The organism is Roseateles sp. P5_B10, assembly GCF_056400485.1.
Genome location: NZ_JBFULE010000160.1, coordinates 1 through 8,704, shown reverse-complemented (window position 1 = coordinate 8,704; position 8,704 = coordinate 1). Strand labels below are relative to the sequence as shown.

At 68.2% G+C, this 8,704-nt stretch carries 7 protein-coding genes; all 7 read right to left on the bottom strand.

Translation table 11 applies throughout. The features are described from left to right. Window positions 1–398, bottom strand: a 398-nt coding sequence (locus tag AC1DU6_RS12490; protein ID WP_477857516.1) for a family 43 glycosylhydrolase, incomplete at its 3' end; no start/stop codon positions are given. A 3-nt stretch (window positions 399–401) separates the two neighbouring features. Beyond that, window positions 402–3,335, bottom strand: a complete 2,934-nt coding sequence (locus AC1DU6_RS12485; RefSeq protein WP_477857515.1) for a glycoside hydrolase family 2 protein — start codon at window positions 3,333–3,335, stop codon at window positions 402–404. After that, window positions 3,332–5,164: a glycoside hydrolase family 2 protein gene (locus AC1DU6_RS12480; protein WP_477857514.1), complete on the bottom strand. Its 1,833-nt coding sequence runs from the start codon at window positions 5,162–5,164 to the stop codon at window positions 3,332–3,334. Before AC1DU6_RS12480 ends, AC1DU6_RS12485 begins: the two co-directional genes overlap by 4 nt. Before the next feature lie 12 nt (window positions 5,165–5,176). Beyond that, window positions 5,177–5,497 (bottom strand): L-rhamnose mutarotase, encoded by a 321-nt coding sequence (locus AC1DU6_RS12475; RefSeq protein WP_457323298.1) that lies wholly within the window; start codon window positions 5,495–5,497, stop codon window positions 5,177–5,179. A gap of 14 nt (window positions 5,498–5,511) precedes the next feature. Beyond that, window positions 5,512–6,879: a glycoside hydrolase family 28 protein gene (locus tag AC1DU6_RS12470; protein WP_477857511.1), complete on the bottom strand. Its 1,368-nt coding sequence runs from the start codon at window positions 6,877–6,879 to the stop codon at window positions 5,512–5,514. A gap of 1 nt (window position 6,880) precedes the next feature. Beyond that, on the bottom strand, window positions 6,881–8,179 hold the full coding sequence (rhaI, locus tag AC1DU6_RS12465) for an L-rhamnose catabolism isomerase (RefSeq protein ID WP_477857510.1): 1,299 nt from the start codon (window positions 8,177–8,179) through the stop codon (window positions 6,881–6,883). Between the two features lie 21 nt (window positions 8,180–8,200). After that, the coding region (locus AC1DU6_RS12460) for an SDR family oxidoreductase (RefSeq protein WP_477857508.1) at window positions 8,201–8,704 on the bottom strand (504 nt) is incomplete at its 5' end.

Sequence of the window (8,704 nt, the reverse complement as noted above, 5' to 3'; positions counted from 1 at the left end):
GGGTCGGGCGACGCGTTCTCGAGCACCCACAGACGGATCTTCCACGGCTCCTTCGCTTCACCGGCGCTGAAGTAGATGAACCAGCGGTTGTCGATGAAGTGCAGCTCGGGCGCCCAGATGTGGTGGCTCATCGGGCCCTGCTCGTGCCGGCGCCAGATCACTTTCGGCTCGGCAGTGGCGAGGCCAGCGATGCTGCGCGCGCGGCGCAGCTCCAGGCGGTCGTATTCGGGCACCGTGGCCATCAGGTAGACCCAATCGCCGTGGCGCAGGATCTGCGGGTCGGCGCGCTGGGGGACCAACGGGTTGGGCCAGGATGTGGGCTGGGCGCCGGCGGGCAGGGCCGTGGCGAGCAGTGCAGTGGTYAGCAGCTGGCGGCGGGTGAGGTTTGCAGCAGACATGGTTCAGGGCAGGCGGTAGAACTCGGCCTCGACGATGGACAGCACGCCGCGGCCGAGGCGGCTGGCGCCGGTGTCGACGATTTTCTGGTTGGCGACTTCGGTGTTCGCCGTTTCCGTGCCGCCTTCGGCCTCACCGGCCAGCTCGATGCCGACCGTCTGGCCGCGCTGGGGCTTGAGCGGCAGCGTCACATAGCCCAGGCTGCGCTCGGTCAGGCCGCGCCAGACCTCAGTGCCGTCGACACTGACGCGCAGCGGGTAGCGCCGCTCGCGCCAGCCGCCGAGCTTGAGCGTGATCTCGTTCAGCGTGGCCGGCTCGGCCAGCTTGAAGCGGATGGTGCCCTTGCCGGCTTCGCTGATCCAAGCGGTTGATTCGTCATCGTCAATGGCCTGGGCCGGCATGCCGCTATCGGCCTCGACAGACGCGATGGCAACGGCCAGGCGGCTTGCCGTGAAGGAAGGTGTGGCCGGCGTTGTTCCCCGTGTGGATTGCGGCGCCAGGCCGTCCGCAGGGAAGCGGGTGCTCAAGCCGCCGATGACAGGCACGGGCTGCGAACGCAGTTCCAGCGTGGCCGGAGCCAGGCCGGGCGCCTCGGCGCGCAGCCGGATGACGCCCGCGTCGGTCGTGCTGCGCACCAGCACGCGGTTGACGCCGCCTTCCACCGGCAGCTCGCGCGCCAGCACGAAGTTGCCCGGCCCCTGCGCAATGCCGCCGCGCCATTCGGCTGGGCCGTCCAGCGTGAACCTCACCGTGTCCAGCGCGATGGGGTTGCGTCTGCCGGCAGCGTCCACCACTTCGACCTGCACCAGCGCCAGGTCGGCGCCATCGGCCTGCAGGCCTTGCGGGTGCGTCCGAGCCGCCAGCTTCAGCGCGGCGGGCGCGCCGGCGGTGACGCGCACGTCCTCGCAGACGGTGTTGCCGTCCTTGTCCAAGCCCACGGCACGCAGTTCGCCGGGTTCGAAGCGCACGCTGTCGAAGCGGAAGACAAAGGGTTCGGCGGCCTCGGCCGTGCCGATGACCTTGCCGTTCAGCGTCAGCTGCACGCGCTGCGCGCTGGAGATGACGGTGACCGTCTTGACCGTGCCCGGCGCGTAGTTCCAATGGCCCAACAGATGGACGCGCGGCTTCTCCACATCCACCCAGCCGTCCCACATCACCTGGTGAGCGAAGAAGCCCTCCTTCGGAATGCGCATCGCATCCACCTCGCCGCTGCGGCGGTAGTTCTCAGCGCCGCGGTGGTGGCTGTTGCTGTCGCTGAAGATGATGTTGACGCCGCCCGACGACACGCGCGTGCCGGTGCCCGGGCGCTCGCGCCAGAAGTCCACCCAGCGGCGCACGTCTTCCAGTGCGTGGGAATCCTGGTTGCGGTTGTAGGCCGCAGCGCTTTGGCCCTTGTGCTCGGGGCCGTCGCCGTCGCGGTGAAAAGGCGGCGAGAGCTCGTCCCAGAACTTGCGCGCACCCTCGTCGCGCGAATACTCCATGGCCCACATCGGCCGTCGCGCGCTCTTGTTGACGTAGAGCATTTCGCCGCCGTACTCGGCCACGTCTTGCAGGGCGTGGGACAGCATCTCGCGGCTGCCGGCGGCGCGGCCACCGTGCGGGTCGAGACGGTCTCGCAGTGCGGCCACCTCGCGCATGTGCTCGGCACTGATGCCGCGGTTGCCCGACTCGTACATGAGGATGCTCGGGCTGTTGCGGAAATAGACGATGGCGTCGCGCATGGCCTCCATGCGCTGCTCCCAGCGCCGGCCGGTCACGTCAGCCTCGGAGTCACCCGCCGGCATGGCCTGCATCAAGCCGAGCCGGTCCAGCGATTCCACGTCCTGCTTCCACGGCGCCGTGTGCATCCAGCGCACGAAGTTGGCATTGCTGGTCAGCATCTGGCCGTTGCTGTAGTCGCTGAGCCAGGCGGGTACGGAGAGTCCAATGGCCGGCCACTCGTTGCTGGTGCGCTGGGCGTAGCCTTTGAGCTGGATGACACGGCCGTTGAGCTTGACCATGCCTTGCGTGAACTCGGTCTGGCGAAAGCCCGTGCGCGTGACGACACGGTCAACGGGCTTGCCATCGGTGCTAAGCGTCGTCTCCACGTCGTAGAGGGCGCCGTGGCCCCAGCTCCAGAACTGCAGGCCGGTCACGAGCGCCTTGGCGCTGACGGTGGCGGTGGCGCCGGCGGGAATGGTTTGGGTGGGCGCCCTGAACGTCGCGATGACGCGGCCGCCCGGCTCGCGCAGCGTCACCTCATAACCAAAGCGGCGCGGCCGGCCGTGCTCGTTGCGCACCTGGGCTTCGGCCGTGATGGTCGCGCGGCCGGCCTTCTGGTCGAAATCCTTGGCATAGATGTAGACGCCGGTCGTGCCGAGGTTGGAGAGCAGTGGCAGCGTCTGGTAGAGCCTGTCGGTGAGGTGCAGCCGCAGGTTCTTGGGCAGGCCACCGTAGTTGGCGTTGAAGTTGCGGTCAGCCCACTGATAGCGCTGGTTGGTCGCCTGCTCGCGGTAGTCCCAGCGGTTGTCGGTGCGCACTGCGATGAGGTTGTCGCCGGGTTTCACGGCCTGGCTCAGGTCGAAGCCGAAGGCGGTGACGCCGTTCTCATGCAGGCCGATGCGCTGGCCGTTGACCCAGACCTCGGCGGCCTGGCGGGCGCCTTCGAACTCGATGAAGACCTTGCGGGTGGCGACGTCGGCGGGCAGCGTGAAGCGCTTGCGGTACCAGGCGATGCCGGTGCTGTGGTCGACGATGTCCTTGGCGAAGGCGTCGTCTTCATTCCAGGCGCGGGGCAGGGTGACGGGCTTCCAGCTGGCGTCGTCGAATGTCGTGCTTTCGGCGCCCGGCGCGTCGCCGACATGCAAGCGCCAGCCGGGGTTGAAGTTGTAGGTTTCGCGGGCGGCTTGGGCCGACAGTGCCGCCGCTGCCAAGGCGAGAGCGGCCAGCCATCGCTTCATTTCGCCTGCGCCTTGTAATGCTCGGCCAGGACCTCAAACGCCAGCTTGCGCTGCCCGGTCTCGGAGATCAGGCCCTTGCGGTTCCAGCCGTTCTGGTAGACCGGGTGCTCGCGGCGCGGCGAGCGGAAGTCCTTCAACACCCAAGGTGACAGGCCACGCAGCGTGGGCACCTTGGCGGCCATCGCCAGCGTGGCGCGGTAGTAGTCGGCCTGGTAGTCCTCGGAGAACTTCGGTCTCAAGGCTGGGTCGCGAAAGCCCGCGAAAGCGTCCGCACCGAACTCGGAGAACAGTAGCGGCTTGTCCGCAGGCACATCCCAGCGCAGCCGGCGCACCGTGTCCAGCGTGTCGTCGCCATACCAACCGGCATAGGTGTTGACGGCGATGACGTCGAGTTGCGACAGCAGCGGGTCGGCGATATGGATGGTGTCACCTTTGCGCTCGACGAGCAGGGCCGCGCTGACAAGGCGGCTGGCGTCCAGAGCGCGCACGGTCTCGGCCAGGGCGGTGTGGAAGCGCGTGCGGTTCTCGGCCACCGGCGTCTCGTTGCCAATGCTCCACAGGATCAACGCCGCGCGGTTGCGGTCGCGGTAGATGGTCTCGGCCTGCATGCGGCGGGCCTTGTCCAGCACGGCGGGCGTATCCCAGTCGATGCTCCAGTAGACGGGGATCTCGCTCCAGACCAGCAGGCCGATCTCGTCGGCCACGCGCAGCATGGTCTCGTTGTGGGGGTAGTGGGACAGGCGCACGTAGTTGCCGTGCAGGCCATTCTTCACCTCGCCGAGCAGGCGGCGCGCGGCGGCTTCGTCAATGCGGCGAGCCGGGTTGGGGCCGATCTCCTCCTCGTGGATGGAGATGCCGCGCAGCGTGATGGGCTGGCCGTTCAAAAGGATGTCGCTGCCGCGCACGGCGATGGTCCGAAAGCCCATGCGGTCGCGAACCCGGTCACCGCCAGCCTCGAAATCCACGTCGTAGAGCGTGGGCGACTCGGGCGACCAGCGCTTGAGCCCCGCCGGCGCGGCAGTGTCGAAGCGGGCTTCGCCGTTCGCGTCGGTGCGGGCCGCCAGCGTGAGGTTCAACGCGGCGATGCGCAGGCTCACGGCCTGGTTGGCCGGCTGCGGGCCGTTGAGCTGCAGGCTGCCGACGATGCGGCCGGCCTCGGTCAGGCGCAGCGTGGCGTCGTCGATGAAGGTGGCGGGCGTCTGGAACAGCTTGACCGGCCGCGTGATGCCGCCATACAGATCCCAGTCGGTGATCTCGGCCGGAATGGTCTGGGCGTCGTGCTTGGAATCGACGCCGACGACCAGGCGGTTGCCGGTCTCGCGCAGGGCCTGCGTGACCTCGACGACAAAGGGTGTGAAGCCGCCTTCATGCTTGCCGACCTCCTGGCCATTCAGGAAGATGGTGCTGCGGTAGTTCACGGCCTCGAAGCGCAGGAAGCTGCGCCGACCCGGCTTGACGGGGGCATCGAAGCGGCGCTGGAACCACATCAGTCCGTCGAAGTAGCGCAGCTCGGGAACGGCGGAGTTCCAGGCGCCGGGGAGCTCCATTGCCGGCGCGCGGTCGAGGTCGTATTCGAAGAAGCCCGCGCCGCCCTTGGCCTCGGACGCGGCCACGTCGACATCCCGAAAGCGCTGCATGCGCGGCTTGGCGGGCCAGCCGTTGATGTCGGTGAATCCCGTCCGGTAGAGGTCCTTGGAATAGGTCCAGCGGCCCGACAGATCCTGGTCGGCGGCGCGGGCCGTCAGCAGCAGGGATGGGCGCAGCGAGTCGGCGGCGAGCGTCGGTAGGGCGAGGGCCCAGGCCAGGGCGAGGGTGATCCAGGTGCGCATGACGACCTGCCTTCAATTGAAGTGGAAGAGGGGCTGCAGCGGCCACTGGCGCGGCTTGTTGTCGGGCTCGACCTCCATCAGGTCGGCCATGTAGTCCCACCAGCGGCGCATGACGGGCTGCTGGGGCAGGGCGTCGAAGGCGGTGCCTGGCTTGCGCTTGAGCACGGCAAAGAGGGACAGCGTGGCTTCGTCCAGGAAGATCCAGTAGTCATGGATGCCGGCTTCGCGCAGGGCCGCGGCCAGGTCGGGCCAGAGCTCGTCGTGGCGGCGCTTGTACTCCGGCACGACGCCGGGCTTGAGCTGCATCTTGAAGGCCAGGGTCTCGTCGCTCATCGCTTGTCTCCTTCTTATTGAACGTCCTGCTCCGCCATCGGCAGGGCCGACACGTCGCGGCGGCGCAGGGCGGGATCATGTCTCCAGCAGGCGCTGCTCAGGCCATCGAGTTCGATGTCTGTGCCAACGGCGATGGGCTCTCCAAGCGACATGCGACTGTCCGCAAAGCGCCAGTCCACTGCGTCCAGCACATGGCCGCCGCGTTGGGCCTCGACATCCAGCCCCGTGAAATGGAAGCCCCGCAGCGGCGTCTCGGCATAGGCGTCGACCTCGAAGGCGACTGCCGCGCCGCGCGCCTTGAGGCGCTCGATGCGCACACCGTCCACCCGGACGCGACCCCGTTCAGCGGGTACCGGCGTGGCGAGGTTGAGCCAGTGAGCGGGTGCGCCGGCACGTTCGGCGGCGGGGATGCGGGCGCGGCTGAAGGCGGGGTTCCAGTTCATCGTCACGCGCAGCGCGGCGGGTACCTCGTGCAGAACGAGATCGCTGATCGTCACGCCCTCGATGAAGCCGCCGCGGCTGGGTGCGGACTTGAACAGCAGGCCCACCGGCACCGGCGCATGCACTTCGATGCGCCTCGCCGTGATGCGCTGGAAACCGCCCGAGGTCTCGCTGCCGAAGGTCAAGCCCGCGGCGCCCTCGCGGACGATGCAGTCGCTGATGCTGATGTCTTCGCAGGGCCGCGCGACGCGCAGGCCGTCGGCGTCGCGGCCGGCCTTCAGCACCAGGGCGTCGTCGTTGACGGCGATGTCGGCGCGGCGGATGGTGACGCGGCGGGAGGAGTCGATGTCGATGCCGTCGGTGGACGGGCCGCGTGCGTCGCCGTCGTTGTTGCGGATGGTGATGGCGTCGACGCTGACATCCTCCGAATAGCAGAGGTGCAGCGTCCAGAAGCCCGAACGGCGCAGCAGCAAGCCGTCGCCAATGTGGATGCGGGCCGCCTCGAAGACCTGGATCAGGCGAGGGCGCTGTGCGTCGTAGTCCGACGCCCAGCGCAGGCCGCGCGGCTCGTAGCTGGCGCGCAGGGCCCAGTAGCTGTCCCAGAAGACCTGGCCATCGCCGTCGATGCATCCTTCGCCAACGAGGCCGACGTCATGCTCGCCGTAGATGTTGACCAGCGCCGCCGGCCAGCGCATCTCGATGCCTGAAACGCGAGTGGCCAGCGGTGGGTAGTCGGCCAGGTTGCGCGAGCCCAGCAGCGTGGCGCCGCGATCCAGCCGCAGCGTCATGCCGCTTTTCAGGAACAGCGAACCCGTCAGGTAGATGCCGGGTGGCAGGCGCAGCTCGGTGCGCTGCAGCGCCGCGGCGTCGATGGCGGCCTGCAGCGCCCGCGTGTCGAGCGTGATGCCGTCACCGCGCGCGCCGAAGTCCTGCGGGCTCACCTCAAACGATGCCCGAGCCGCTGGCGCCTGCCTTCGGCGGGCGCTTGACGGCGGCCTTCTCGCGATAGCCGCTGGCGCGGTAGGCCGCGACCGGGTCGATCGCGCCGCCGGCACGCAGGCGGGCCATGGCGAGGATGGGGCTGACGTCGGTGCGGAAGGCCTTCTTCAGCGACTGTGCGGATTGCAGTGCGTCGTTGGCTTCCTGGAAGTTCGCCAGCGCCTTGCGGTCCACCAGCGCGGCCTGCACGAAGGCGCGCTGCACTTCGACGGCGCTGCTCATCAGGCTTTCGATGGGGTCGGTCACGTTGTGCGACTGGTCCAGCATGTAGGCGGGCTTGAAGGCTGCGCCGTCGCGGGCGGCCGCGTCGGCCAGTTCGTTGAAGACAAGGAAGAGCTGGAAGGGGTCGATGGAACCCGAATCCAGGTCGTCGTCGCCGTACTTGCTGTCGTTGAAGTGGAAGCCGCCCAGCTTGCCGAACTGCGCCAGGCGCGCCACGATCATCTCGATGTTGGTGTTGGGCGCGTGGTGGCCCAGGTCCACCAGGCACTTGGCCTTGTCGCCCAATTCTTTAGCCGCGGCGAAGCTGGTGCCCCAGTCGGCGATGACGGTGCAGTAGAAGGCCGGCTCGAACARCTTGTGCTCGATATACATCAGCCAGTCGTCCGGCAGCGCGGCGTAGATGCCCTTGGCGCTGTCGAGATAGCGCTCCAGTGAACCGCGCAGGTTGTGCTGGCCGGGGAAATTGGCACCGTCGCCCACCCACACGGTCAGTCCCTTGGAGCCCAGCGTCTTGCCCAGTTCGATGCAGTCGATGTTGTGTGCCACGGCCTGCTCGCGGGCGGCCTGGCTTTGTGCAGTCAGGCTGCCGTACTTGTAGCTGTGGGCCTGGCCGGGCTGGTCCTGGAAGGTGTTGGAGTTCACCGCGTCAAAGGAGAGGCCCAGGCTGTCGGCCTGCTGACGCAGGGCCTTGGGATCGCTCGGCTTGTCCCAGGGGAAGTGCAGCGACACGGTGGGCGTGGCGCGCGTCAGCTGGTGGATGACGGCGCAGTCCTCCAGCTTCTCGGTCACGTCACGCGGCTCGCCCTTGCCGGGGAAGCGCGCGAAGCGCGTGCCACCGGTGCCCACGCCCCAGCTGGGCAGGGCCACGGCGAAGGTCTGGGCCGTGGCCRTCAGCGCCTCGATGTCCACGCCGCGGCGGGACAGCATGCCGCCGAGCGCGTCGTAGTCGGCCTGCAGCGTGGTGCGCTGGCTGGCGTTGTGCTGCTCGACCTGGGCCGTGTCGATGATGTTGGTTGTCATGGTTGTCTCCTGGCCGCCGTGTCAACGAGTAAATGCGGCGGCGTTGCCCGCGTCAACGTTGAGGACGTTACCCGTGCTCTTGCCCGACTTGTCGCTTGCCATGAAGTACACCGCCTCGGCGATGTCCTCGGGCAGCACGCTGAGCTTGAGCATGCTGCGCTGGCGGTAGAACTCTTCGATGTTGTCGGTCTCGATCTTGTTGGACGCGGCGCGCTCTTCCTTCCACTTGCCGTCCCAGATGCGCGAGCCGCGGATGACGGCGTCGGGGTTGACGACGTTGACGCGCACGCCGATGGGCGCGCCTTCCAGCGCGACGCAGCGGGCCAGGTGGATCTCAGCCGCCTTGGCCGTGCAATAGGCCGAGGCGCCGGCGGACGCGACGAGGCCGTTCTTGCTGGCCACGAACACCATGCTGCCGCCGATCTTCTGCTGCTTCATCAGGCGGAAGGCACCGCGGCTGACCAGGAAGTAGCCGGTGACGAGGATGTTCTGGTTGCGGTTCCAGATCTCCAGCGTGGTGTCTTC